Origin of the sequence: Arthrobacter sp. FB24 (genome assembly GCF_000196235.1) — a bacterium.
Classification (GTDB): domain Bacteria; phylum Actinomycetota; class Actinomycetes; order Actinomycetales; family Micrococcaceae; genus Arthrobacter.
On record NC_008541.1, the window covers coordinates 2,539,016 to 2,563,458 of the forward strand.

The window sequence follows — 24,443 nt, forward strand, 5'->3', positions numbered from 1 at the left end:
AATCACTGCTACAGCACATCCACGCCGTCGAGCCTCAACTGGACGGGGTCGTCGCTGCGCCGCGCCGCTGCAGCTGCCTTGACGGCCCGCATCACCCGCGTGGCGTCGGCCGCCTGGGAGTATGGAAAAAACAGCAGGGTCCTGACGTCCTCGCTGGCGTCCCGCCGCGGTGCGCGTGCGTCCGTGAGCACCAGAGGCGCCGGTCCGGCGGTGCGAAGGGTGATGCCCTGCCTGGCAAGGCTGTGTTCGATGGCTTCGGTGAAGTGCCCGACGGCGGTCCGGCCGCCGGTCACGGAGGCTATCCTGACCGCCGGGGGCAGCTGGAGCTCCTGCCGCAGTGAGAGCTCCCGCTGCGCGTACCCCCCTGCGTCCCAGCGCAGCAGCGCGCCGACCCCTGCTGTGTCGTCGGCGGTGATAACAACGAGGCCGCCCTCGCGGGCAGGCCTGACCAGCGCCGCGGCATTGAACCAGCGCCGGACGGCGTCCTCCCCGGCGCGGAGGTTTTCGCGGCGGAGGAGCGAGTCTCCATCCAGCAGAACTGCGGCGGCATAGCCGCCAGCCGCCACAGGTTCCGCCCCCACGGTGGCGACCACCAGGGATTTTGTGTCCGGGACTGCGGCTTTGACGTGGTCCCCGGACGACGTGATGACCGTCTTGCCAGGAAATGCCCGGCCCAGTTCCTCCGCGGTTCGCAGCACGCCGGTAGCGGAGCGGCGCAGCCGGGGGCTTGTGCAGTGGCTGCAGCGCCAGGCCGGCGCGGGAGCGGAACACCAGCGGCACTGCGGCACGGCGGAACTGCCTGCGGCGCCGGCAACAGCCAGGGGTCCGCTGCAGGCCGTGCAACGTGCCGGCTCCCGGCAGGAATCACAGACCAGCGAAGGCGCGTAGCCGGAACGGGCGACCTGGACCAGGACGGGTCCGCGTTCCAGGCCCTCCTTGGCGGCACGCCAGGCCGCCCCGGGCAGCCTCGCGATCCTGGCCAGGGGGTCGCGCTCCTGCTCGAAGCTGTCCGCCGTATTCACAACTCGCGGCACGGTCCGGCGGACCTCCGGACGGTCGGCTTCCACCGACCTCGCCCAGCCCGCCTCCACGAGCCGCTGGAGTTCGGTGCTGCGTGTGTGCGCCGCCATGAGGCACGCCGCGCCTTCCTGTTCCGCCCGCAGCAGCAGGACCTCCCGGGTGTGGGCGTACGGCGACCGCTGTTCGATGTGAAGATCGTCGCCGTCATCCCAGCACACCACAAGACCCAGGTTGTGCACTGGAGCATAGGCGGCCGAGCGCGTACCGACGGCAACCCCGGCGCTGCCCGTGAGCACCCGCAGGTAGCTGCGGTAGCGCGGCGTTGGCCCGTCGTCTGCGGTAAGTCGGGCAATGTCTTCCCGGGGCAGCAGTTCCGCCAGCGCCTCCTCGACACGGTCCAGGTCGCGGTAGTCCGGAACAACCACCACCGCGCCGCGGCCCGAGGCCCGGGCGGCTGCAACGGCTTCGGCAACGAGGGCTGGCCACCCGGCGGGGCCGAAACCCTGCAGCGCGCTGAGGACGGCCCGCGGCGATTCGCCGGCCGCAAGATGCTGCAGGAACGCCGCTCCGTTGACGTAGCGGGACCAGTGGCCGGGTGCGGGAGGCGTGCGGTCCGCCTCCGGCGCAAGGTTCGTTGCGGCTTCGGCGGCCGTACCCGGGCTCAGACCGAGGGCACCCCCGGCGGCCAGCTCCTTTTCCAGCCTGGCAACCCGCGGCGGAATGGCTACGCGCAGCACGTCGCTGACGGTGCCTGCGTAGCGGGCAGCCACTTTGCCGGCGAGTTCGGCGAGTTCGGGGGTGAGCACCCGGACGGGCGAGACCACTTTGTGGAGGGGCACCAGGGTATGGCCGGCGTCGGATACCGCCAGCCGGTCCAGGATGTAGCCGCTGAGCTCCTGGCCGTTGAACTTGACCTTGACCCGTACGCCGGGCTGCGCGACGTCGTCGAACGCCGCCGGCACGCTGTAGTCGAAGGGCCGGTCCAGGTGGGGCAGCGAAGACTCGATGAGCACCCTGGCCACGGGCAGCGAGGGGGCGAGGACCGGGCCGGATGGAGACACCGGGCGGCCCGCCGGGAACCCCTGCAGGAGTGAAAGCTGGAGCGGCTCGCCGGCGGCCGATCCGTCGGAGGAAAAGGAAGTCATGGTGCCACCCTCCGTTCAGCATCGTGCAGGTTATGGTGCCAGTGGATCCGGTGCAGGGGCCCCGGCGGCCACCGGCCGGAAAGCACTGTAGCAGGGCCACCCGGACGGGGGCCCTGCTACAGCCAAGCACAAGGCACCGACTTTTACTCCGACGCGGCACATTTCATGCCGTGCGGATCGAGCGCGCCGCGGTTTGTTTGCGGGTGGCGGTTCTCAGGCGTTGAAGAAAGCCTTGAGCTCGTCCACCCGGTCGAGCCGTTCCCAGGTGAAGTCGGGATCGTCGCGGCCGAAGTGTCCGTGCGCCGCGGTCTTGGCGTAAATGGGCCGTTTGAGGTCCAGCGCGTCGATGATCGCACGGGGACGAAGGTCGAAGATCTCCGAAATCGCGGCGCTGATGCGCTCGGGATCCACCGTTTCCGTGCCGAAGGTCTCGACGTAGGTACCCACGGGGCGTGCCTGGCCGATGGCGTAGGCGATCTGGATCTCGGCCCGCTTGGCGAGTCCTGCAGCCACTACATTCTTGGCCACCCAGCGCATCGCGTACGCCGCCGAGCGGTCAACCTTGGACGGATCCTTGCCGGAGAAGGCCCCGCCACCGTGGCGCGCCATGCCGCCGTAGGTGTCGACGATGATCTTGCGGCCGGTCAGGCCGGCGTCTCCCACGGGGCCGCCGATCACGAACGCACCGGCGGGGTTCAGGATGTTGCGGGCGCGGGAGATGTCCAGGTTCGTTGCCGCCAGCACGGGATTGATCACGTGCGTGGCGAGGTCGGCTCGCAACTGTTCGAGGCTGGCGCCTTCAGCATGCTGGCTGGAGATGACGATGGTTTCGACGGAGACGGGCCGGTCCCGGTCGTAGCCGATCGTCGCCTGGGTCTTGCCGTCCGGGCGGAGGTACGGCAGTTCGCCATTCTTGCGTACTTCGGTGAGCCGCTCCGAGAGGCGGTGCGCAATCCAGATCGGGATCGGCATGTAGGACGGCGTCTCGTCGCTGGCGTAGCCGAACATGAGGCCCTGGTCTCCGGCGCCCTGGAGGTCGTAGTCATCTTCCTGGCGGCCTTCCCGGGCCTCCAGGGAATTGAAAACGCCGCCGGCGATGTCGTTGGACTGCTGGCCGATGGACACGGAGACGCCGCAGCGGGCGCCGTCGAAGCCGTTGGCCGAGGAGTCATAGCCGATCCCCAGGATGGTCTCGCGCACAATCTGCGGAATCTCCACGTAGGCGTCGGTGGTGACTTCGCCAGCTACGTGCACCAGCCCGGTGGTGGCCAGTGTCTCGACTGCCACACGGGACTCGGGGTCCTTCGCAAGCAGGGCATCCAGGATGGCGTCGCTGATCTGGTCGCAGATCTTATCGGGATGGCCCTCAGTCACGGACTCCGACGTGAAGAGACGAAGGGATGGCGGCGTCGCGCCATGGGAAGCGGGAATGTGCAGCGGTAAAGTCACTCAACTACCTTACTGGTTGGGAATCGTTCAGGCCCCGGCATGTGTCCCCCTGCTAAGCAGGCTTTGCACACGCCGGTCTCTCAGTCTCCGGAAAACAGTTTCTCGAAAATCATGATCGCGGGAAAACGCGGCTCAACTCGGAGCTGATGCGGTCAATGACGGTGGCCGCAACATCGTCCTTTGAACCGGATGCCGCCTGTGGTTCGGAGCCGGAGCGGGAAAGGATGACTACCGAATTGTGGTCCTGGCCGAACACCAGGCCTTCGCCCACATGGTTGACCACCAGCAGGTCGCAGCCCTTCTTGCGCAGTTTGGCCTCGGCGTAGGCGAGGACGTCACCGTGGGCGTCCCCGGTTTCGGCCGCAAAACCCACGATCAGCTGCCCGGGCTTGTTCGCCGCACGCACTTCCACGAGTTCCTGCAGGATGTCCGGGTTGCGCAGCAGGCTGATCACCGGATCGTCGGTGTCGTCACGTTTCTTGATCTTGGTGTCTGAAACGTTCGCGGGACGAAAGTCCGCCACGGCGGCGGCCATGATGACGACGTCGGAATCGACGGCCGCGCGCAGCGCCTCTTCCCGGAGCTGCAGCGCCGTTTCCACCCGGACCACCTCGACGCCGGCGGGCGCCGGCACGTCCATGTGGGCGGCGAGCAGCCGGACGCTGGCCCCCGCGTCGCGTGCCGCCACGGCAAGCGCCACGCCCTGCTTGCCGGAGGAACGGTTACCGAGGAACCGTACCGGGTCCAAAGGTTCACGAGTGCCGCCTGCGCTGATGGTGACAGTGCGGCCGGCCAGCGGCAGCTGCCCGGAAACCCCGCTGTCCTGCATAAGCGCCATGGCGGCCGAGAAGATTGCCTCCGGTTCGGGGAGCCTGCCGGGACCGGAATCGGACCCGGTGAGCCGGCCGCTGGCGGGTTCGAGGACGGTGACGCCACGGCCGCGCAGTGTTTCCACGTTGGCCTGGGTGGCGGGGTGCTGCCACATTTCGGTGTGCATGGCGGGTGCCATCAGCACGGGACCGCTGGCCATCAGCAAAGTGTTTGTCAGAAGGTCGTTGGCGTGGCCGCCGGCGGCACGGGCCAGGAGGTCCGCGGTGGCCGGAGCCACAACAATGAGGTCCGCCTCATGCCCCAGGCGGACATGGTTGACCGAAGGAACGTCGTCGAAGACGCTGTTGCTGACCGGATTTCCGGACAGCGCTTCCCAGGTGGCCACTCCGACAAAGCGGTTCGCGGCCTCCGTGGGGATCACCGTGACGTTGTGTCCGGCTTCAGTAAAAAGCCGGAGGAGCGATGCCACCTTGTAGGCGGCAATCCCTCCCCCGACTCCGAGGACTATGCGCACGTGACCTCCGTCAACAGGCAGTCTGTATTCCGATGAGACCCAGTCCGAAAAGTTCTTACTCTGCAGGCTCGATCGGCGTGGAAACGAGCTTGCCTTCGTTGATCTCGCGCAGGGCGATGGAAAGCGACTTCTCGTTCAGCTTGGTGTCGACCAGCGGACCTACGTATTCGAACAGGCCCTCGTGCAGCTGCGCGTAGTATGCGTTGATCTGACGTGCACGCTTGGCACCGAAGATCACCAGGCCGTACTTGGAATCAGCTGCCTTCAGCAGCTCGTCGATCGGCGGGTTGATGATGCCTTCAAGGTTCGTGGACACGAATTCTCCAAATTCTAACGGGCCGATCCGACCCTGCGGCTAGTGCGGGTGCGGGGTCAGCCCCATGAGTGAAACAAGCTCGTCCGCTGCGCGTCGAACGTCATCATTGATAACGGTGTGATCGAACTCCGGCTCAGCGGCAAGTTCTAGTTTAGCGGTTTCCAGTCTTTGCTGCTGTTCCTCGGCTGTTTCGGTGCCGCGGCCCACCAGGCGGCGGACCATTTCCTCCCAGCTGGGCGGGGCGAGGAAGACGAACTGCGCCTCCGGAACGGCCTGCTTGACCTGCCGTGCGCCCTGCAGATCTATCTCCAGCAGCACCGAGCGGCCATCGGCGATGGCGGCGTCCACGGTGCTGCGGAGCGTGCCGTAGCGGTTGCGGCCGTGGACCACGGCCCACTCCAGCAGTTCCCCGCGGGCCACCAGGGCGTCGAATTCCTCGGCGGACTTGAAGAAGTAGTGAACGCCGTCCTGCTCCCCCGGGCGCGGCTCACGGGTGGTGGCCGAGACGGAAAGCCAGACTTCAGGATAGTTGTCCCGGATGTAGGTGGACACGGTGCCTTTGCCAACAGCCGTCGGGCCGGCGAGGACTGTCAGTCCCGGTTTCTTGCTCACATATTCCTTTGGGCGTTATTCGGATGGACGTGGTTCTCGTTCATAAAATCTACCAGCGCCCGGCGCTGGTGAATGCCGAGTCCCCGCAGCCGGCGGGACGCGGCAATACCCAGCTCGTCCATAATGGCGGCCGCCGTGACGCGGCCGATACCGGGCATTGCCTCAAGCATCTCGGAGACCTTCATCCGGGCAAGGGCGGAATTGCCGTCGCCGGAGGTGAGGAGCTCCGCCACGGAGAGGGTTCCGGACTTCAGCTGCTCCTTGGCTTCCGCCCGGGCAGCCCGGGCCGCTGCCGCCTTCCCCAGGGCTTCCGCGCGTTCCTGGTCTGTCAGGGGCCGCAGGCTCACTCAAGTCACCGCCGAATCGTCAGTCTGAACCAAGGCAAGGGCCGTTGGAGTCTTCCTGAACCTACCCTTTGCCCGTCGCAGAAATCAATGGCGCCGAAGTCAATGGATCAGCTGGTCAGCAGCGGTTCCAGGGTACGCAGTGCGGCCTCGCGGAGTCCGCCGGCGGAGGGACCCGCCGAGAGGATGTCCCGGCTTGAGGTGCCCAGGACCTGCGAATAGGCGGCACCGAACGTTGTCCGCAGATCAGCGGCCGTGGCGCCCTGCGCCCCGAGCCCGGGAGCGAGGATGATCCCCCGGACAGCCGCCAGGTCCAGCTGCAGATCCTGCAGGGCTCCGCCCACGGTGGCGCCAACCACCAGGCCCACCGAACCCAGGGCGCCCCCGTACCGGCGGTTTTCCCCGGCAGCGGCCTCGGTGATCCTTCGCGCCACTGAATCCGCACCGCCCACGTGCTGGACGGAGGCGCCTTCCGGATTGGACGTCAGGGCCAGGACGAAGACGCCGCGACCGTACTCTGCAGCCAGGTCGAGGGCCGGACGCAGCGATTCGAAGCCAAGGTAGGGGCTCAGTGTCACCGAATCCGCGGCGAGTGACGAGCCGTCCCGGAGCCAGGCGTCGGCATAGGCCGCCATCGTGGAGCCGATGTCCCCGCGCTTGGCGTCGGCAATGGTCAGCACACCGGCGCCGGCGGCGGCCGCGAGGGTGCGTTCGAGCACCGCCATGCCCGCCGAGCCGTGCCGCTCGTACAGCGCCACCTGCGGCTTGACGGCGGCAGCGAGCGAACCCACTGCGTCCACAACGGTGAGCGAGAAGCGCTCCAGGCCGGCGGCGTCGTCGTTCAGTCCCCAGGCTTTGAGCAGCGCCGGGTGCGGATCGATCCCCACGCACAACGGACCGCGGTCCGCCATGGCCCGGCCCAGCCGGGAGCCGAAGGACTCCCGACCGGCCGTCATTGCTGCCGCCTGCTCAGCCATTCTGCAGGGCCTTCAGGTTCTCGGCGTGCTCCTGCAGGCTGGTCACGGACCATTCGTAGGTCCGCTGCGCTTCGATGGCCTGGACGGCTGCGTTGAACTCGGCCACCGTGGTGATGCACGGAATGCCGATGGAGGTTGCCGCGGCGCGCAGTTCATAGCCGTCGATGCGGGCCTCGCCGCCGGAAGGCGTGTTGAAGACCATGTCGATCTCACCGGCGACGATGAGGTCGGCAATGGTCCCTTCACCCTCGGCGCTGCTGCCCTCGGCGACCTTGCGGACCGGGGTTGCCTGGATGCCGTTGCGGCGCAGGACGTCCGCGGTGCCGCCGGTGGAGACGATCTCGAAGCCGAGGTCGGAAAGGCGTTTGACGCCCATGATCACCGAGCGCTTGTCCCGGTTGGCCACGGACACGAAGATCTTCCCTTCAGTCGGCAGCGCATTGTTGGCGGCGGCCTGGCTCTTGGCGAAGGCTGTGTCGAAGTGCTTGTCGATGCCCATGACCTCGCCGGTGGAGCGCATTTCCGGGCCGAGGAGCGAGTCCACAACCTTGCCTTCCGGAGTCCGGAAGCGGCTGAACGGCAGCACGGCTTCCTTGACCGAGACGGGGGCGTCGAACGGCAGGGTGGAGCCGTCCCCGGTCTCCGGCAGCATCTTGTAGGCGCTGCGGAGCTGGTTGATGGTCACCCCGGTGCCGATCAGTGCAGCGGCCTTGGCCATCTGAACGCCCGTGGCCTTGGAGACGAAGGGCACCGTGCGGGAGGCCCGCGGGTTGGCTTCGAGGACGTACAGGACGTCGGAGGCCAGGGCGAACTGGATGTTGATAAGGCCTCTTACGCCGACGCCCTCGGCGATGGCCAGGGTGGCGGTCCGGACGCGTTCGATCACGTTGTTGCCGAGGGTGATCGGCGGCAGGACGCACGCGGAGTCGCCGGAGTGGATGCCTGCCTCTTCGATGTGCTCCATAATGCCGCCGAGGTACATTTCGGTTCCGTCGTAGAGGGCGTCGACGTCGATTTCGACGGCGTCCTCCAGGAACCGGTCGATCAGCACGGGGTGTTCGGTGGTGATCTCGGTGGCGTTGGCGATGTAGCGCGAGAGGTTGGGCTCGTCGTATACGATCTCCATGCCCCGGCCGCCCAGCACGTAGGACGGGCGCACCAGGACCGGGTAGCCGATTTCGTCGGCGATCTTCTTGGCGTCTTCGAAGGAGACGGCCGTGCCGTTCTTGGGTGAGATCAGTCCGGCCTCGTCCAGCACCCGGGAGAAGGCGCCGCGGTGTTCGGCGAGGTCGATCGCTTCCGGCGACGTGCCGAGGATCGGCACGCCGGCGTCGGCCAGCTGCTGCGCGAGTTTGAGCGGGGTCTGGCCGCCGAGCTGGACAAACACACCCATGACGCCGCCGGTGCGCTCCTCCGCCGCGATGACCTCGAGGACGTCCTCGAGGGTCAGCGGCTCGAAGTAGAGGCGCGTGGAGACGTCGTAGTCGGTGGAGACGGTTTCCGGGTTGCAGTTGACCATGACGGTCTCGTATCCGGCCTTGCGCAGCGCCATCGAGGCGTGGACGCAGGAGTAGTCGAATTCGATGCCCTGGCCGATGCGGTTTGGCCCGGAACCCAGGATGATGATGGACGGCTTGGAGTGCAGCGCCACCTCGTCCTCTTCGTCGTAGGACGAGTAGTGGTACGGGGTGTAGGCGGCGAATTCCGCGGCGCAGGTGTCCACGGTCTTGTAGACCGGCCGGATGCCCAGGGCCTGGCGGACGCCGCGGACCACGGCCTCCTGGTTGTTGGTGAGGGCGCCGATCTGCTCGTCGGAGAAGCCGTGGCGCTTGGCGCGCTGAAGCATTTCCGGGGTGAGGGCCGTGGACTTGCGGATTTCGTGCGAGATCTCGTTGAGCAGCTGGAGCTGGTCCAGGTACCAAGGGTCGATCTTCGTGGCCTCGAAGAGCTGTTCCACTGTTGCGCCGCCGAGCAGCGCACGCTGCACCTGGTGCAGTCGTTCGGTGGTGGGCCGCTTGGCCTTTTCGATCAGCTCCGGGACTTCCCATTCCGGAACGTGGCTGAAGTCCAGCTGCGAGCCCTTCTGTTCCAGGGAACGGAGCGCCTTCTGCAGGGCCTCGGTGAAGTTGCGGCCCATGGCCATGGCCTCGCCCACCGATTTCATCGTGGTGGTGAGGGTGGGGTCTGCTGCCGGGAACTTCTCGAACGCGAAGCGGGGAACCTTGACTACGACGTAGTCAAGCGTCGGTTCGAAGGAGGCCGGGGTCTTCTGCGTGATGTCGTTGGGGATCTCGTCCAGGGTGTAGCCCAGGGAAAGCTTGGTGGCGATCTTGGCGATGGCGAAGCCGGTGGCCTTGGATGCCAGCGCGGAGGACCGGGAGACGCGGGGGTTCATCTCGATGACGACGACGCGTCCGGTGTCCGGTTCGACGGCGAACTGGATGTTGCAGCCGCCGGTGTCCACGCCCACTTCGCGGATGACCGCGATGGAGATGTCGCGCAGGCGCTGGTACTCACGGTCCGTAAGGGTCAGCGCAGGTGCAACCGTGATGGAGTCGCCGGTGTGGACGCCCACGGGGTCGAAGTTCTCGATGGAACAGACGACAACCACGTTGTCGTTCTTGTCCCGCATCATCTCGAGCTCGTATTCCTTCCAGCCGAGGATGCTCTCTTCGAGCAGGACCTCGCTGGTGGGGCTGTACTGCAGGCCCTGGCCGACAATCCGGCGCAGGTCGTCCTCGGTGTAGGCGAGGCCGGAGCCGAGGCCGCCCATAGTGAAGGACGGGCGGACCACCATCGGGTAGCCGAGGTCCTCGGCGGCCTTCAGTGCCTCGTCCATGCTGTGGATGATGTGGCTGCGGGCGGACTCCGCGCCGCAACGCTCCACGACGCCCTTGAACTTCTCGCGGTCTTCGCCGAGTTCGATCGCGGCGATGTTGGCGCCGATGAGTTCCACGTTGTACTTTTCCAGCACGCCGTTCTTGTCCAGCGCAATGGCAGTGTTGAGGGCTGTCTGGCCGCCCAGGGTGGGCAGGATCGCGTCAGGCCGTTCCTTGGCGATGATCTTTTCCACCACCTCCGGGGTGATGGGCTCCACGTAGGTGGCATCGGCGAACTCGGGGTCCGTCATGATGGTGGCCGGGTTGGAGTTGACCAGGATGACGCGCAGGCCTTCCTCCTTGAGGACACGGAGAGCCTGGGTGCCGGAATAGTCGAACTCGGCGGCCTGGCCGATCACGATGGGGCCGGAACCGATGACCAGGACGCTCTTAAGGTCAGTTCTCTTAGGCATTACTTCTTGTCCTCAGTCTTGGATTCGGTGGCAGTCTTTGTCTCGGAAGCGGTGTCCGCCATCAGCTCGATGAAGCGGTCAAAGAGGTAGGCGGCGTCGTGCGGGCCCGAGGCAGCTTCAGGGTGGTACTGCACCGAGAATGCGGGGATGTCCAGGCAGGAGAGGCCTTCCACGACGTCGTCGTTGAGACTGACGTGGCTGACTTCGACGCGGCCGTAACGTTCCTCGGGAGCCTGGGTGGCGCCGTCGAGCGGGGCGTCCACGGCAAAGCCGTGGTTCTGTGAGGTGATCTCCACCTTGCCGGTGCGGCGGTCCATGACGGGCTGGTTGATGCCACGGTGTCCGTAGCGGAGCTTGTACGTCCCGAAGCCGAGCGCACGGCCAAGGATCTGGTTGCCGAAGCAGATGCCGAAGTACGGCAGCTTCTCGTCCAGCACCGAGCGGAGCAGCTTGACCTGGTTGTCCGCCGTGGCGGGGTCGCCGGGGCCGTTGGACATAAAGAATCCGTCCGGGTTGACCGCCTTCACGTCAGCCAGGGTGGCCGTCGCCGGCAGGACGTGGACGCGGACGCCGCGTTCGGCGAAGCGAATGGGAGTCATGCGCTTGATGCCGAGGTCGATGGCGGCGATGGTGAACCGCGGCTCACCGTCCCAGCCCCAATCCTTGGGCTCCACAACATACGCCTCGTCAACACTGACTTCCTCGGCGAGGCGGGACCCCTCCATGGGGGCGCTGGCCAGTACGGCGTCGAGCAGTTCCTTGTCCGTGGCCCGGGCGGACTCGCCGGAGAAGATCCCGGCACGCATGGTCTTGTGTTCGCGCAGGTGCCGGGTGATGGCACGGGTGTCCACACCCTGGATGCCCACTATGCCCTGTTCCACGAGTTCGTCGTCCAGGGAGCGTTCGGAGCGCCAGTTGGAGGGCCGGCGGGCGGCATCGCGGACAATGTAGCCAGCCACCCAGATGCGGCGCGATTCGGCGTCGTCCTTGTTGACGCCGGTGTTGCCGATGTGCGGGGCGGTCTGAACCACGAGCTGGCGGGCGTAGGAGGGGTCCGTGATGGTTTCCTGGTAGCCGGTCATGCCGGTGGCGAACACCGCCTCGCCGAGCGCGGTGCCGGTTGCGCCGTAGCTGGTGCCGCGGAAGGTGCGGCCATCCTCGAGCACCAGCACCGCGGGTGCGGAAGTTCCTTGTTCAGGTGCAGTATCTGCGTTTGCTGTTACTTCGGTTTCTGTCACGTTGTTACTTTCCACTATCGGCATCTGCCTGAGGGGCTGCGGAGATCAATTCTTGAAAGGCTGCCAGGACGGGCGGTTTGTCTGCGGCACGGCGGGTCCGGAACCCGGTATCGAGTTCCCGGCCGCCCAGGGTCCAGCTGACCACCAGGAGTCCGTCTTTTTCGACGAACTTCCCGGCCATGCCACTGTCCTGGCGGATTCCGGTGAGCCGGTTCGCCGGGATGAAGACCGGCCCGGCCCCGGAACGCTCGAACAGCACGCCCTCCGGGTGGACGGTGAGTTCAGCGTTGGTGCGGATGCCCAGGCCATGGACAGCGATGCGGTCCAGCCAGTCGCCGGCCGTCGTGGTGGCAACATACTGGCCGTCGGCGGTGGCCAGCGGCTGGCTCAGTTCGGCCGGCACCGCGGGCAGCTGCTCGACGTCGGACTGGCGCCGCAGGCGGTTCCGCCACCCGATGCCGAGCAACACGAAGGCCACCGCGATGATCGCCAGCATGGCGAGTCCGGGGAGTGCTTTGTCCATCAGTACCCGCCCGCCGGTGCGGCGGCGGTTGTTTCCTGGTGGGGCCCGTGGCGGTACGGGGTGTTGAGCTCGCCGTTAAGGACGGTGGGGTGGCCCTTGAAGAACGTCGCCACTACCTTGCCGGGGAGTTCCCTGCCGGCGAACGGAGAGTTACGGCCCATGGTTGCCATCTTAGAAGGGTCCACGGTCCAGCGCGCAGCCGGGTCCACCAGTGTGACGTTTGCGGGTTCGCCGGCCTCCAGCGGACGTCCCTGGTCCGCCACCCGTCCGATCACGGCGGGAGCGGTGGACGTCACCCGGGCAAAGTCGGCCCAGCCCATCAGGCCGGTCTCGATCATGGTTTCCTGGACGACGGACAGCGCCGTTTCCAGCCCCGTCATGCCCATGGCCGCCTGCGCCCACTCGCATTCCTTGTGTTCGCTCGGGTGCGGGGCGTGGTCGGTTCCGACGACGTCGATCGTGCCGTCGGCCAGGGCGGCACGCAGGGCCTGGACGTCGGAGTCCGTGCGCAGCGGCGGGTTGACCTTGTAGACGGGGTCGTAGCTGCGGACCAGTTCATCGGTCAGGAGCAGGTGGTGCGGCGTCACTTCGGCCGTCACATTGATCCCGCGGGCCTTGGCCCAGCGGATGATTTCCACCGAGCCTGCCGTGGAAACGTGGCAGACGTGCAGCCTGGACCCGACGTGCTGGGCGAGCAGCACGTCCCGGGCAATGATGCTTTCCTCGGCCACGGCGGGCCAGCCCGTCAGTCCGAGAACTGCCGAGACGTCGCCTTCGTTCATCTGGGCGCCCGCGGTGAGCCGCGGTTCCTGCGCGTGCTGTGCCACCACGCCGTCGAACGCCTTCACATATTCCAGCGCACGGCGCATGATCACGGGGTCGTGGACGCAGATGCCGTCGTCGGAAAAGACCCGGACCTTGGCACGGGAATCAGCCATGGCGCCGAGCTCGGCCAGTTGTTCGCCTGCGAGGCCCACGGTCACCGCGCCAACTGGGCGGACGTCCACCCAGCCGGCGGCACGTCCCAGGGTGTGCACCTGTTCCACGACGCCTGCGGTGTCCGCAACGGGATTACTGTTGGCCATGGCGTGCACGGCCGTGTAGCCGCCAAGCGCGGCGGCGCGGGTGCCGGTTTCCACTGTTTCGGCGTCTTCCCGTCCGGGTTCGCGGAGGTGGGTGTGGATGTCCACCATGCCGGGCAGTGCCACCAGGCCGGCGGCCTCGATGACGGTGGCGCCGTCAGCTGCGTCGGTGCCGGCCAGGTCGGTGCCGCGCGCGGCGATAATGCCGTCGCGGATCAGGAGGTCTTCGGCTGCGCCGCCAAGAATCGCTGCGCCGCGGATGAGGTATGCCCCGGTGGTGGCTGCATCCTGTTGATCGTGTGCCATCAGTGGCTCTCCTTGGTGGAATAGGCGGCGTTTGGGGTTAGGGCTGGTTCGCGGGTGTCTCCGGAGAGCAGCAGGTACAGGGCGGCCATCCGGACGGACACGCCGTTGCGCACCTGCGCAAGCACGGTGGAACGAGGTGAGTCCGCGGCCGCGGAGGAAATTTCCAGCCCGCGGTTCATGGGGCCGGGGTGCATGATGATGGTGTCCTTCAGGCCCAGGCTGTCCAGGGCACGCAGCCGGTTGTCGTCGAATCCCCAGCGGCGGGAGTACTCGCGGGTCGTGGGGAAGAAGGAGGCATTCATCCGTTCGCCCTGGACGCGCAGCATCACGACGGCGTCGACGCCCTTCGCCAGGGTTTCGTCCATGTCGTAGCTCACGCTGCAGGGCCATTGCCCGACGCCGATGGGCAGCAGGGTGGGCGGCGCCACGAGGGTGACCTCCGCGCCGAGTGTACGCAGCAGCCACACATTCGAACGGGCCACACGCGAGTGCAGGACATCGCCGGCAATGGCCACGCGCATTCCTTTGAGGTCTGCCCCGGCGGACGGCGTCCCATGGAGCCTGGCCCAGTGCCGGCGCATGGTGAAAGCGTCCAGCAGCGCCTGGGTGGGGTGTTCGTGGGTTCCGTCGCCTGCGTTGATGACGGCTGCGTCGATCCAGTCCGTGGCTGCCAGCCGGTGCGGCGCACCCGAGGCCCAGTGGCGGATGACGACGGCGTCGGCCCCCATCGCTGCAAGCGTCTGGGCCGTGTCCTTGAGGGATTCGCCCTTGGAGACCGAGGATCCCTTCGCGGCGAAGTTGATGACGTCCGCGGACAGCCGCTTCGCTGCCGCTTCGAACGAGATGCGGGTGCGGGTGGAGTCCTCGAAGAACAGGTTCACCACGGTGCGGCCGCGGAGCGCAGGCAGCTTCTTGACTTCCCGGTCCCCCACGGCCGCCATCTCCTCTGCGGTGTCGAGGATGCGGATGGCATTGGCCAGGCTGAGGTCTTCGGTGGAGAGCAGGTGTTTCATGCGCCTGCCTCGATGACCACTTCATTGACGGGGGTGCCGTCGATGGAATCGGTCTCTTCGAGCCGCACCCGGACCTTTTCGGAGGAGGAAGTGGGGAGGTTCTTTCCGACATGGTCTGCGCGGATGGGCAGCTCGCGGTGGCCGCGGTCGATCATGACGGCCAGCCGGACGATGCGCGGGCGGCCGAGGTCCACGATGGCGTCCAGCGCTGCACGGATGGTCCTGCCCGAATAAAGGACATCGTCGATCAGCACAACGACCTTGTTGTCGATGCCGGTGCGGGGCAGCTGCGTGGGATAGGGCGGCCGCGTGGGCTGGTGGGACAAATCGTCCCGGAACATAGTGACGTCCAGCTGGCCAACGATGGCGGCGGCATCCACGGTGGGATCGGCGGCGGCGATTTTTTTCGCCAGGCGGACGGCCAGCGGGTAGCCGCGGCGCGGAATGCCCAGCAGCACCAGATCCTGGGAACCCTTGTTGGCCTCGAGGATCTCATGGGCGATACGAGTGAGTGCACGGTCAATGTCCGCAGAGTTGAGCACAACCCTGGCCGGAACCGGTGCTTCTGTGACTGAAGTCAACGCTCGTCTCCCCTTTCCCCGCCTCACGGGACGGAATTAAAAAAGGAACATTTGCAGTTCAAAATTACCACACGCCACACCCACACCCTGCGGGCCGGCGGGCGGCGGGAAGGCGTTTAACATCACACCCCCGGGATGGTGAGGCGTGCCTTTCCCGCGCGCCTGTCGCCTTGGAAGCGACAGTGACGGGGACATAGGCTCAGTCCCATGACATCGAACGCGCCCTGGCCGCAGCACGATCCCACCGGCGGCCCACGAATACGGGCAGCAGCCACCCTGGCCCCGGCAGGAGCTGCCGACGCAGGCCAATCCCACCTGGATGGGCCAGGTCCGGCCCGATCACTACCGTCCGGCACCCGCCAGCAACCACGCGCCCACCGTGAACACCATGATGCCGCCTGCCGCGGTGCGCAGCCGGTCAAGTGCGGGAGTTGTAGGACTCGTGGGCGGCGGCGGCTTCCTGGCTTTTGCCAGCCTCTTCCTGGTCCTCCCCTACCTTGTTGGCAACACCGGCGTCACCGGGTTCGTGATCGGCTTCATCGCGTCCCTGATCCCGTTGAGCGCCGTGCTCCTCGCTGTCTACGTCATTGACCGCTGGGAGCCCGAGCCCAAGCGCCTGTTGCTGTTCGCCTTTATGTGGGGCGCGGTCGTGTCTATTTCCGTCACGCTGCTGATCCAGCCGGTTTTTGCGCTGGCAGCGGTGCCCCCGGCCGGCGTGGACTACCGGACTTTTGCCGTCACCGTGCAGGCCCCCGTGGTGGAGGAGTTCGCCAAGTCCTTGGGCCTGTTGCTACTGCTTGTGCTGGCGCGGAAGCACTTTGACGGCCCGGTGGACGGGGTGGTGTTCGCCTTCACCATTGCCGGCGGCTTTGCTTTTACGGAAAACATCCTCTACTTCGGCCGGGCCATCGCCGAGTCCGCAACACCGGGCACAGACCTCGCGGTCGTGTTCTTCCTGCGGGGCGTCATGTCCCCGTTCGCCCACGCCATCTTCACGGGTACCACCGGACTCATTCTCGGTTTTGCGGCGCGGCGCTGGCACCCGGGGATGTCCGTCGTTGCGTTCGCCGTGGGACTGGTCCCGGCGATGATCCTGCACAGTATGTGGAACAGCATGGGCCAGGACTTCCTGGTTCAGTACATCGTGGTCCAGGTGCCCATCTTCGTGCTGGCCGTCGTCGTTATTGTGCTGCTGCGTGTGGCGGAGAACCGGCTAACGCGGCAGCGGCTCCAGGAGTATGCAGCCGCGGGGTGGTTCACGCCGCCGGAAGTGGAGATGCTGGCAACCGCCGGCGGACGCCGTTCTGCGGTCCGCTGGGCGAAGCAGTTCGGCCGGGGGCCGCAGATGAAAGCCTTCCTGCGATCGGCCACCCGGCTTGCCTTCATCAGGCAACGGATCCTCAGTGGCCGGGACGTTCCGGCCCACCAGCTGGACGAGCACCACCAGCTCGCAGAAGTCGTGGCCCGGCGGGACGCCGTGCTGCGCTAGGCGGGCAAACAAAAAGGACCGGCGCCCGCCTTGGCGGGGACCGGTCCTTTTTCATGTTGTTGTTATGCCAGCAGCGAAGGCTTCAGCTGCTGGAGCCGGCCGAGGAGGCCGTTGATAAAGGACGGTGACTCGTCCGTGGACAGCGTCTTGGCAAGGGCGACGGCCTCGCTGACCGCCACGCCGTCGGGAACGTCATCGTTGTAGAGAAGTTCCCACGTGCCGATGCGCAGGATGATGCGGTCCACCGACGGCATGCGCTCCAGTGTCCAGCCCTGCGAGTAGGTTTCCAGGAATTCGTCGATGGCGGCCTGGTGGGACACCACGCCTTCGACGATCTCGAGTGTGTAGGGGTTGACGATCTGGTCGGTTTTTTCACGGCGTGACCGCAGCACATCGAAAGCCGAGAGGGAGCGCTGCTCCGCCTCGAAAAGAACATCCAGGGCCCGGTTACGGGCCTTACCGCGGGCGCTCACTAGTCGTTGACCCGGCCGAGGTAGCTGCCGTCGCGGGTGTCAACCTTGACCTTGGTGTTGTTCTCGACGAACAGCGGCACCTGAATCTCGTAGCCGGTCTCCAACGTGGCGGGCTTGGTGCCGGCGGAGGAGCGGTCGCCCTGCAGGCCCGGCTCGGTGTAGGTGATTTCAAGCACGACGCTCGGGGGCAGTTCGATGTACAGCGGGGTGCCTTCGTGGATGGCAATGTTGACCATCTGGTTTTCCAGCATGAAGTTGGTGGCGTCGCCTACGGTGGCGCCGGAAACCGTGATCTGGTCGTAGTCCTGCGTGTCCATGAACACGAAGTCAGCGCCGTCCTGGTACAGGTACTGGTAGTCGCGGCGGTCCACAGTGGCGGTCTCGATCTTGAGGCCGGCGTTGAAGGTCTTGTCGACCACCTTGCCGGACATAACGTTGCGCATCTTGGTACGGACGAAAGCGCCGCCCTTGCCCGGCTTGACGTGCTGGAACTCGATGATGTTCCAGAGCTGGCCCTCAAGCTTCAGCACGGTTCCGTTCTTGATGTCGTTTGTGGTTGCCACTGGTATCCTCTGGTTTGTCTCTGACCGCTTCTAGCCGCCAGCCGGTTATGTCAGGCAGGCACGCCACAAGGCCGCCAGCGAGTATTTGTCAAAAATCCAAGAACCATTCTACCGGCAATGCCGGCGGGCTGCTGCGACCGACCCTAGGACGACCTTTCCAGGACGTTCCGCGCACGCTGCAGCGCGACTGTGGACGAGTAGATCAGCGCGGCATCCGCGGCCCCCGCAACGCGGAGGTCCAGGGCCTTGGCGAACTCGTCGACGGCCGCTGCCGTGTTGCCTCCGGCATAGTAGGCACGGCCGAGATGCTGGTGCGCCATGGCCTCCAGCTCGGTTCCCTGGACCTCCGCCAACAGCTGGCGGTAAAGATCCACGGCCCGGTCATAACGCTTGGAGACCCGCAGGAGCTCGGCTTCAAAGGCCCGGAGCCGGAAAGATTCGGGGTCGTTGTAGCGTGCTTCGGCCAGGAGCTCCGCGGCATCGCCGGCGTGGCCTTCCGCCAGGAGGACCATGATGCGGTCCGCCGGATCGGAGGACGCCTGAAGTGCCAGGTTGCATGCCTCTTCGTTGACGATTCCCGGCATGAGGGTGTCCGGGTTGATCTTGACACCCGGGAACCCTGCGTCCGGCCACTCACTCGTGCCGCCCATGGAATCAATCATGACGCTCCCCGTCATCAAGAGGCAATCTCCTGGTAGGCGGCAAACAGCAGGGACGTGTCCGGAACGTCAAGGATTCCCGGGCGGGCGATGCCGTCCAGGACCACGAAACGAAGCAGGTCTCCACGGGACTTCTTGTCCCGGCGCATGCCGTCCAGCAGCCCCTGCCACCGGTCCCGGCGGTAGGTGATCGGCAGTCCGAGCGTTTCCAGGATGGTGCGGTGACGGTCGGCGTCGGCGTCGCTGAGGCGACCCACGCTGCGGGCGAGTTCAGCGGCGAACATCATCCCCACCGAAACAGCGGCGCCGTGGCGCCAGGAGTAGCGTTCCACTAGCTCGATCGCGTGGCCTAGGGTGTGCCCGTAGTTGAGGATCTCGCGCCGGCCGGTTTCCTTGAGGTCTTCGGACACGACGTCGGCCTTCACGGCGATGGCGCGCTCGATCAGCTCGCGGAGGAACGCTGACTGCGGATCGGTGACTGCGGACGGATCCTTTTCCACGAGGTCCAGGATGGCGGGGTCGGCGATGAACCCGCACTTGATGACCTCGGCCATGCCCGAAATGAGCTCGTTCTTCGGCAGGGTGCTGAGCGTATCGAGGTCCGCGAGGACGGCGGCCGGCGGGTGGAACGCACCCACCAGGTTCTTGCCTTCGGCGGTGTTGATGCCGGTCTTGCCACCGACGGATGCATCCACCATGCCGAGAAGGCTGGTGGGCATGTGGATGACCTTAACGCCGCGGAGCCAGGTGGCCGCCACGAAGCCGGCGAGGTCCGTGACGGCGCCGCCGCCTACTGCCACCACGGCGTCGGAGCGGGTGAAGTCGTTTTGTCCCAGGACCTGCCAGCAGAACGCGGCTACCTGGATGTGCTTGCCTTCTTCGGCGTCCGGGATTTCTGCGGTCAGCGCAGTGAACCCGGCCGAGGCCAGCTCATCGCGGACGGTGTCACCGGTGAGCCGGAGGGCCCGCGGGTGGATGACCAGAACCCGTTTGACACGCTCGCCCAGCAGCTCGGGAAGGCGTCCAAGCAGGCCGCGGCCCACAACGACGTCGTAGTTGTCAGCGGCAGACTTGCCGGTGACTTTGATGACGGTTGATTCGCTACTCACTTTTCAACTTCCTTTGTAGCGGCCACTGGCTCCGCCGCCGCGGTTTGTGCCGCCGCGTACTCACGCAGCGCCTCTTCCAGCCGGTGCCCGAGATCCGTGACGGATCCGTGGCGGACATCGAAAACTAGGTCGGCAAGCCGTTCATAGACCGGTTGCCGGGTGGCAAAAAGCGCACGCCACCGGCCCATGGCGTCTCCGGCCAGGAGCGGACGGCCGGAATTGCGGGCTATGCGCTCCGAAACTGTGTCGGCGTCGCACTCAAGGTAGACAACGGTGCAGCGGCGCAGGAGCTGCTGGGTGCCGGAGTCGAGTACGGCCCCGCCGCCGAGGGAAATGACGGTGCCGGTGTTCCCGGCCTCTTCGATGACCCGGGCGACGGTCCGGGCCTCAATCTCCCGGAACGCACGCTCGCCGCGGGCGGCGAAGATGTCCGGGATGGTTCCGTGGTTTTCCACGATCACGACGTCGGTGTCGACGAACGCCGCCCCCAGCTGTTGAGCAAGCTGGTGGCCGATTGCCGACTTGCCAACGGCCATGGGTCCGATGAGCGCAATGGGCCGCCGGGCCGCAGTGCCGTTCCTGCTGCTGGCCGGCACTACTGGCCGATCGAGTCCAGGGACGCCGGAATGTTGTCCAGGTAACCCTTGATGTTCCGTGCCGTTTCCGCGACCGAATCGCCGCCGAACTTCTCCGCCACTGCCTCGGCCAATACGAGTGCCACCATGGCCTCAGCCACTACGCCGGCGGCCGGAACAGCACAGACGTCAGAGCGCTGGTGGTGGGCCTTGGCGGCCTCCCCGGTGCTCACGTCGATGGTCTTGAGGGCGCGCGGAACGGTGGCGATGGGCTTCATTGCCGCGCGGACCCGCAGAACGTCACCGATGCTCATGCCGCCTTCAATGCCGCCGGCCCGGTTGCTGGTGCGGATGATCCGGCCGTCGGAGTCCTTGACGATTTCGTCGTGGGCGGCTGAGCCCCGGCGGGAAGCCGTGAGGAATCCGTCGCCCACCTCAACACCCTTGATGGCCTGGATGCCCATCAGGGCGGCGGCGAGGCGGGAGTCCAGGCGGCGGTCCCAGTGGACGTAGCTGCCGAGTCCGGGCGGAAGGCCGTAGGCCAGCACCTCCACCACACCGCCGAGGGTTTCGCCTTCCTTGTGGGCGGCGTCAACTTCGGCCACCATGGCGTCGGAGGTTTCCCGGTCAAAACAACGAAGCGGATCGGCGTCGAGGGCAATCACGTTGGCGGGTACAGGCAGCGGGCGCCCTTCCGGCACAGAGACACTGGCGATCGAAACCGTGTGGCTGACTAGTTCAATGCCCAGTTGCTTGAGGAACTGCGACGCCACGGTGCCCAGTGCAACGCGGGTAGCGGTTTCGCGGGCGCTGGCGCGCTCCAGTACGGGGCGTGCTTCGTCAAAGCCATATTTCTGCATGCCCGTGAAGTCCGCGTGTCCGGGGCGCGGCCGCGTCAGTGGTGCGTTGCGTGCCTGGTCCGCCAGTATCTCGGGGGCCACGGGGTCCGCAGCCATGATCTGCTCCCACTTGGGCCATTCAGTGTTGCCCACCTGGATGGCCACCGGGCCGCCCTGCGTGATGCCGTGGCGCACGCCGCCAAGGACGGTAACGACGTCCTGCTCGAACTTCATCCGGGCACCGCGGCCGTAGCCGAGGCGGCGGCGGGCGAGGGCATCCGCGATCTGGCTGCTGGTGAGTTCAACACCGGCAGGGACGCCTTCAATTATTCCGACCAGTGCCGGTCCATGGGATTCACCGGCAGTCAACCAACGCAACATAAAATCCATCCTGCCACGTAGGGCGGTTAGAACACTCGTCGGGGTGCCCCGACTGCGTCACACATCACATCTATGACTTCGGCCGTGACGTCGTCGCCAAGGCCGCTAAAGAACCGGACCTGCTCTACTGCCTGGTAGAGCAGCATTTCCAGGCCGGGAACCACGGCGCCTCCCCCGTCCTGCCAGACGGAGGCTATCCTGCTGGGCCACGGATCGTAGGCGACATCCAGCAGCACTCCCGGCGTCCGGGCCCCGAGGCCCGCGAGCTCGTCCGCCAGGGCGTCGGCCCCGCGGGGCGGGAGCGTGGAGATGACGACGTCGGCGGCGGCCATTGCGGCGGCCGCGCCGGATAGCGGGAGGATGCGGACGGGAAGGCCCACGCCTTGGGAGGCAGCCCGGGCTTCTGCCGCCCGGCCCACGTCGCGCACGTAGACATCAGCAGACGGTGCGCCGAGGTCCTTGAGCGCGGCGATCGCGGCGGCAGCGGTTCCGCCGCCGCCCAGGACCACGGCTGACGGTGCGGAAACCACGCCGGCATGCCGCACGGCGTTGACGATGCCCGCGACGTCGGTGTTGTAGCCGACCCGTCGCACGGCCGTACCGTCGGCCTCAAACACCACCGTGTTGACCACTCCGAGGATGCCGGCTACGCCGCGGACCTCGTCAACCTCGGAAACCATGGCCGTCTTGAGCGGCATGGTGACGGACAGTCCACACCAGCCGGGCTGGTTGCGGACCGACGCCATGAAGGCCGGCAGGTCGGGAACAGTCACATCGATGGCGGAATACTCGACGTCGATTCCCAAACGCCGGTAGGCAGCGCGGTGCAGGGCCGGGGACTTCGAATGGCCGATCGGGTGCCCAAGGACGGCAGCCTTCAAGGTCACGTGCAACGTCCTGCGTTGGCGGCGCACCAGGCGTTGTACTGCTCCACGTACTGGTTGTGCTCAGCCAGCGTCTTGGAGAACTTCGTCTCCTTGGTGTCCAGGTTAATGGTCACCCAGTACATGTAGTCGTTGGCCTTCGGCTTGGCTGCCGCGTCGATGGCGTTCTTGCCCGGTGAGCCGATGGGTCCCACCGGAAGCCCCTGGTTGGCGTACGTGTTGTAGGGGTTCGACTTGTCAGCTTTCTGATCCTCGTCGATGTGGAAGCTCTTGATTCCCAGCCCGTAAGTCACCGTTGCGTCGGACTGGATCAGGCCGGCCGTCTCGGTGTTGTTCGGCTTGAGCCGGTTGTAGATGGCACCGGCGACGTCGCCGTACTCGGCCTGGCCGCCTTCAGCCTGGACAATGCTGGCGACCGTGACGACGTCGTACTGCTTCGCGGGATCCGTGACTCCCTGCGCCTTCAGCTCGTCGGTCGTGGTGGTCACAAGGTTCTGGAGGATCTCCTTCGCCGGCGTTCCCAGCGGGAACCGGTGCTCGCCCGGAGCCAGGTAACCTTCAAGGTTCTTGGCTTTCGCCGGCAGTCCGAACTGGGCCGGGGAGTCGCTGAGCGATTTGAGTTCGGCAACAGGGATACCGGAGCCCTTGGATATCGCCTGCAGTGATTCGCCGATCCTCAAGCCGGCGCTCAGGGCGAAGTACATGACTTTGCCCTCGCCCTTGCCCAGCAGCACGGCCACGGCGTCTGAATTCTTCATTTCCTGGCGAAACTGGAATTCCCCCGGGGCTATCGTGCCGCCGGAAGCTGTGAGCTCGCGCAGGAACGTGTCCGGGTTGGCAACTACCTTCTGCTCCGCGAGCTTGGTGGCCACAGACCGGGTACCTTCACCGGGCTCCACGGAAACATTCACCTCGCCGGTGCCGGGGCCGGGGTAATCGGCGATCGTGTTCCCGCCCAGAAGGGGTTTCAGGAACTGGGCGCCCACCACCAGGGCAGTCACGAACACCGCAAGGGTCAGCAGTAGCGCGAGCCAGCGTCGACGACGGCGGACCTTCTTGGACGTAGCCGGAACGACCGCCACGGACGAGCCGCCGGCCATCAGCGGATGTGCAGGTTCGTCAAGATGCTCCTCGTGGTGCTCCCCCGCTGCATAGAGGTGGGCGTCATCGTAGACGTGGTGCTCGTCGTCCTCGTGGTCGGGGTGCACAGGGTAGACGTGGTGCGCGTCATCCTCGTGCTCGTGGTGCACGGGGTAGCCGGCATGCGGGGCGAACTCCGCAGAGTCGTCGTGGTGCAGCGGTTCCTCGTGGTGGAGCGGTTCGGGGTGCACGGCTTCCTGATGCAACGGCGCGTCGGGGTGCAGCGGTTCGTCGTGCTGCCCGGGCTCGTGGTGCACCGGTTCCCGGGCAGGTTCCTGAACAGCGTCCTGTTGCACGGTGGGCGGCTCCGCCGGCATGGCGGGCGGAACCTGCGGCGAGTGGCCGGTTTCAAACGCCTGCGGCGGGACGACGTCGTTACCGTCGGTGGTCAGGGATTTCTCCCTGGCCCGAATTTCCTTGCGCGTCAGCTGACGTCCGGAGTCACTGAATTCCTCACCTGAGGACTCTCCGCTGTTAACCGGGCTCACTGTTGCCTTCCATTTTCTGAAGATTGCACATTGATTCCCGGGACTGCCGGATCAGCGTTTTCCGCTGCGGCGTCCCCGGAAAGCCCCGGCTGGGAAACCGCGAACACGCGGCTTCCTACATCCGTTCCCCTGGCTTTTTGCATGTCGATTGCGTGCTGCAGTATTCCTGCGGCGGCAACCTGATCCACTACCTTACGGTGATTCCGGCTGCTCATGCCAGCTTCGTGCAGGTTGCGGTGGGCCGTCACTGTGCTCAACCGTTCGTCCACGAGCTGCACCGGAATGTCCGATCCACGGGCCGCGAGGGCTTCGGCCAGCAGCTCCGCATAATCCGTCGCCATCCGGGCCGAAGCATGCTCTTCCCCTTTGAGCGTACGCGGCAACCCTACAAAGACCTGCACGGCGCCAAGCTCGGATGCCAGACCCGCCAGCACACGGACATCCGTATTTTTCTTGGCGTTTCGCTCGAGCGTCTTCAACGGTGTGGCCAGGATGCCGTCGCGGTCACACACCGCGACGCCTACACGGACCGTGCCCACGTCCACCCCCAGTTTGATGCCCCGGGGGTAGGCGTCGGATTCAACAGATTGGTTCACGGTT

The 24,443-nt window shown here is 66.3% G+C and carries 23 protein-coding genes; 1 reads left to right on the top strand and 22 read right to left on the bottom strand.

The window, feature by feature from the left end; translation table 11 throughout:
* Nucleotides 1-8: 8 nt before the first annotated feature.
* The 13 genes from ARTH_RS11410 to pyrR all read right to left on the bottom strand — a co-directional run bounded on the left by ARTH_RS11410 (nucleotide 9) and on the right by pyrR (nucleotide 15,243).
* Nucleotides 9-2,165: a primosomal protein N' gene (locus tag ARTH_RS11410; RefSeq protein WP_011692099.1), complete on the bottom strand. Its 2,157-nt coding sequence runs from the start codon at nucleotides 2,163-2,165 to the stop codon at nucleotides 9-11.
* A gap of 213 nt (nucleotides 2,166-2,378) precedes the next feature.
* Entirely contained in the window at nucleotides 2,379-3,614 is a 1,236-nt protein-coding gene (gene metK, locus ARTH_RS11415) for a methionine adenosyltransferase (RefSeq protein WP_011692100.1), read from the bottom strand.
* A 109-nt stretch (nucleotides 3,615-3,723) separates the two neighbouring features.
* Complete coding sequence (gene coaBC / locus ARTH_RS11420) at nucleotides 3,724-4,959, bottom strand: bifunctional phosphopantothenoylcysteine decarboxylase/phosphopantothenate--cysteine ligase CoaBC (RefSeq protein WP_011692101.1); 1,236 nt, start codon at nucleotides 4,957-4,959, stop codon at nucleotides 3,724-3,726.
* 55 nt (nucleotides 4,960-5,014) lie between these two features.
* Nucleotides 5,015-5,275 carry a DNA-directed RNA polymerase subunit omega gene (rpoZ, locus tag ARTH_RS11425; protein ID WP_011692102.1) on the bottom strand — a complete coding sequence of 87 codons (261 nt, stop codon included), beginning with the start codon at nucleotides 5,273-5,275 and terminating at the stop codon, nucleotides 5,015-5,017.
* Nucleotides 5,276-5,314: 39 nt separating this feature from the next.
* The gene (gene gmk, locus ARTH_RS11430; protein WP_011692103.1) at nucleotides 5,315-5,887 is read right to left on the bottom strand and encodes a guanylate kinase; all 573 of its coding nucleotides are present in this window, start codon (nucleotides 5,885-5,887) and stop codon (nucleotides 5,315-5,317) included.
* Nucleotides 5,884-6,234, bottom strand: coding sequence for an integration host factor, actinobacterial type (gene mihF / locus ARTH_RS11435; RefSeq protein ID WP_011692104.1), 351 nt, complete (start codon nucleotides 6,232-6,234; stop codon nucleotides 5,884-5,886). Before mihF ends, gmk begins: the two co-directional genes overlap by 4 nt.
* 107 nt (nucleotides 6,235-6,341) lie before the next feature.
* Nucleotides 6,342-7,208, bottom strand: a complete 867-nt coding sequence (gene pyrF, locus ARTH_RS11440; RefSeq protein ID WP_011692105.1) for an orotidine-5'-phosphate decarboxylase — start codon at nucleotides 7,206-7,208, stop codon at nucleotides 6,342-6,344.
* Complete coding sequence (carB, locus tag ARTH_RS11445) at nucleotides 7,201-10,500, bottom strand: carbamoyl-phosphate synthase large subunit (RefSeq protein ID WP_011692106.1); 3,300 nt, start codon at nucleotides 10,498-10,500, stop codon at nucleotides 7,201-7,203. Before carB ends, pyrF begins: the two co-directional genes overlap by 8 nt.
* Complete coding sequence (gene carA / locus ARTH_RS11450; RefSeq protein ID WP_011692107.1) at nucleotides 10,500-11,762, bottom strand: glutamine-hydrolyzing carbamoyl-phosphate synthase small subunit; 1,263 nt, start codon at nucleotides 11,760-11,762, stop codon at nucleotides 10,500-10,502. The genes carB and carA overlap by 1 nt, the downstream gene beginning before the upstream one ends.
* Complete coding sequence (locus ARTH_RS11455) at nucleotides 11,743-12,261, bottom strand: PH-like domain-containing protein (protein WP_011692108.1); 519 nt, start codon at nucleotides 12,259-12,261, stop codon at nucleotides 11,743-11,745. The genes carA and ARTH_RS11455 overlap by 20 nt, the downstream gene beginning before the upstream one ends.
* Nucleotides 12,261-13,649, bottom strand: a complete 1,389-nt coding sequence (locus ARTH_RS11460) for a dihydroorotase (RefSeq protein ID WP_011692109.1) — start codon at nucleotides 13,647-13,649, stop codon at nucleotides 12,261-12,263. Before ARTH_RS11460 ends, ARTH_RS11455 begins: the two co-directional genes overlap by 1 nt.
* A complete protein-coding gene (locus ARTH_RS11465; protein WP_011692110.1) occupies nucleotides 13,649-14,662 on the bottom strand; it encodes an aspartate carbamoyltransferase catalytic subunit in 1,014 nt (337 codons plus the stop codon). The genes ARTH_RS11460 and ARTH_RS11465 overlap by 1 nt, the downstream gene beginning before the upstream one ends.
* Entirely contained in the window at nucleotides 14,659-15,243 is a 585-nt protein-coding gene (pyrR, locus tag ARTH_RS11470; protein WP_011692111.1) for a bifunctional pyr operon transcriptional regulator/uracil phosphoribosyltransferase PyrR, read from the bottom strand. Before pyrR ends, ARTH_RS11465 begins: the two co-directional genes overlap by 4 nt.
* Before the next feature lie 319 nt (nucleotides 15,244-15,562).
* Between pyrR and ARTH_RS11475 the strand changes: the two genes are divergently transcribed.
* Nucleotides 15,563-16,732 carry a PrsW family intramembrane metalloprotease gene (locus tag ARTH_RS11475; RefSeq protein ID WP_083812693.1) on the top strand — a complete coding sequence of 390 codons (1,170 nt, stop codon included), beginning with the start codon at nucleotides 15,563-15,565 and terminating at the stop codon, nucleotides 16,730-16,732.
* A 62-nt stretch (nucleotides 16,733-16,794) separates the two neighbouring features.
* Here ARTH_RS11475 and nusB read toward each other — a convergent pair whose 3' ends face one another.
* The 9 genes from nusB to ruvX form a co-directional block, all read right to left on the bottom strand.
* Nucleotides 16,795-17,205 carry a transcription antitermination factor NusB gene (gene nusB / locus ARTH_RS11480; RefSeq protein WP_011692113.1) on the bottom strand — a complete coding sequence of 137 codons (411 nt, stop codon included), beginning with the start codon at nucleotides 17,203-17,205 and terminating at the stop codon, nucleotides 16,795-16,797.
* Nucleotides 17,205-17,768: an elongation factor P gene (gene efp, locus ARTH_RS11485; RefSeq protein WP_011692114.1), complete on the bottom strand. Its 564-nt coding sequence runs from the start codon at nucleotides 17,766-17,768 to the stop codon at nucleotides 17,205-17,207. Before efp ends, nusB begins: the two co-directional genes overlap by 1 nt.
* A gap of 143 nt (nucleotides 17,769-17,911) precedes the next feature.
* Nucleotides 17,912-18,430, bottom strand: coding sequence for a tetratricopeptide repeat protein (locus ARTH_RS11490; RefSeq protein ID WP_043430731.1), 519 nt, complete (start codon nucleotides 18,428-18,430; stop codon nucleotides 17,912-17,914).
* 14 nt (nucleotides 18,431-18,444) lie between these two features.
* Nucleotides 18,445-19,536, bottom strand: a complete 1,092-nt coding sequence (gene aroB, locus ARTH_RS11495; protein WP_011692116.1) for a 3-dehydroquinate synthase — start codon at nucleotides 19,534-19,536, stop codon at nucleotides 18,445-18,447.
* Nucleotides 19,533-20,072: a shikimate kinase gene (locus tag ARTH_RS11500; protein ID WP_052309783.1), complete on the bottom strand. Its 540-nt coding sequence runs from the start codon at nucleotides 20,070-20,072 to the stop codon at nucleotides 19,533-19,535. Before ARTH_RS11500 ends, aroB begins: the two co-directional genes overlap by 4 nt.
* Before the next feature lie 59 nt (nucleotides 20,073-20,131).
* Nucleotides 20,132-21,331 carry a chorismate synthase gene (aroC, locus tag ARTH_RS11505; RefSeq protein WP_011692118.1) on the bottom strand — a complete coding sequence of 400 codons (1,200 nt, stop codon included), beginning with the start codon at nucleotides 21,329-21,331 and terminating at the stop codon, nucleotides 20,132-20,134.
* A gap of 26 nt (nucleotides 21,332-21,357) precedes the next feature.
* Nucleotides 21,358-22,218 carry a shikimate dehydrogenase gene (locus ARTH_RS11510; RefSeq protein ID WP_011692119.1) on the bottom strand — a complete coding sequence of 287 codons (861 nt, stop codon included), beginning with the start codon at nucleotides 22,216-22,218 and terminating at the stop codon, nucleotides 21,358-21,360.
* Nucleotides 22,215-23,843 (bottom strand): endolytic transglycosylase MltG, encoded by a 1,629-nt coding sequence (gene mltG, locus ARTH_RS11515; RefSeq protein WP_043429809.1) that lies wholly within the window; start codon nucleotides 23,841-23,843, stop codon nucleotides 22,215-22,217. Before mltG ends, ARTH_RS11510 begins: the two co-directional genes overlap by 4 nt.
* On the bottom strand, nucleotides 23,840-24,439 hold the full coding sequence (ruvX, locus tag ARTH_RS11520) for a Holliday junction resolvase RuvX (RefSeq protein WP_011692121.1): 600 nt from the start codon (nucleotides 24,437-24,439) through the stop codon (nucleotides 23,840-23,842). Before ruvX ends, mltG begins: the two co-directional genes overlap by 4 nt.
* Nucleotides 24,440-24,443 lie beyond the last annotated feature (4 nt).

Coding starts and splice junctions, on each gene's coding strand:
- pyrF (WP_011692105.1), bottom strand. CDS start 7,208: ATGGCTGAGCAGGCGGCAGCAATGACGGCCGGTCGGGAGTCCTTCGGC.
- ARTH_RS11410 (WP_011692099.1), bottom strand. CDS start 2,165: ATGACTTCCTTTTCCTCCGACGGATCGGCCGCCGGCGAGCCGCTCCAG.
- ARTH_RS11465 (WP_011692110.1), bottom strand. CDS start 14,662: ATGAAACACCTGCTCTCCACCGAAGACCTCAGCCTGGCCAATGCCATC.
- ARTH_RS11460 (WP_011692109.1), bottom strand. CDS start 13,649: ATGGCACACGATCAACAGGATGCAGCCACCACCGGGGCATACCTCATC.
- ARTH_RS11490 (WP_043430731.1), bottom strand. CDS start 18,430: ATGATTGATTCCATGGGCGGCACGAGTGAGTGGCCGGACGCAGGGTTC.
- ARTH_RS11455 (WP_011692108.1), bottom strand. CDS start 12,261: ATGGACAAAGCACTCCCCGGACTCGCCATGCTGGCGATCATCGCGGTG.
- aroC (WP_011692118.1), bottom strand. CDS start 21,331: ATGTTGCGTTGGTTGACTGCCGGTGAATCCCATGGACCGGCACTGGTC.
- carA (WP_011692107.1), bottom strand. CDS start 11,762: ATGCCGATAGTGGAAAGTAACAACGTGACAGAAACCGAAGTAACAGCA.
- ARTH_RS11500 (WP_052309783.1), bottom strand. CDS start 20,072: ATGGCCGTTGGCAAGTCGGCAATCGGCCACCAGCTTGCTCAACAGCTG.
- ARTH_RS11475 (WP_083812693.1), top strand. CDS start 15,563: ATGGGCCAGGTCCGGCCCGATCACTACCGTCCGGCACCCGCCAGCAAC.
- carB (WP_011692106.1), bottom strand. CDS start 10,500: ATGCCTAAGAGAACTGACCTTAAGAGCGTCCTGGTCATCGGTTCCGGC.